General features: G+C 62.9%; 1 protein-coding gene. It reads left to right on the top strand.

All coding sequences use genetic code 11. The annotated features are described in order from the left end of the window. The coding region (locus ACTHSQ_RS11420) for a phage tail tip protein J-related protein (protein WP_440375969.1) at window positions 1-240 on the top strand (240 nt) is incomplete at both ends.

Here is a 240-nt window from a genome sequence, read left to right on the forward strand (position 1 = left end):
GAGCGGCTGGTCAGCACGGCCCGGACGACGGAAACCACATACCGCTTCACGCAACTGGCGCTGGGGAACTACAGGCTGACAGTCCGGGCGGTAAATGCGTGGGGGCAGCAGGGCGATCCGGCGTCGGTATCGTTCCGGATTGCCGCACCGGCAGCACCGTCGAGGATTGAGCTGACGCCGGGCTATTTTCAGATAACCGCCACGCCGCATCTTGCCGTTTATGACCCGACGGTACAGTTT

Origin of the sequence: Neisseria sp. P0009.S008 (genome assembly GCF_051958615.1) — a bacterium.
GTDB lineage: Bacteria > Pseudomonadota > Gammaproteobacteria > Burkholderiales > Neisseriaceae > Neisseria > Neisseria subflava.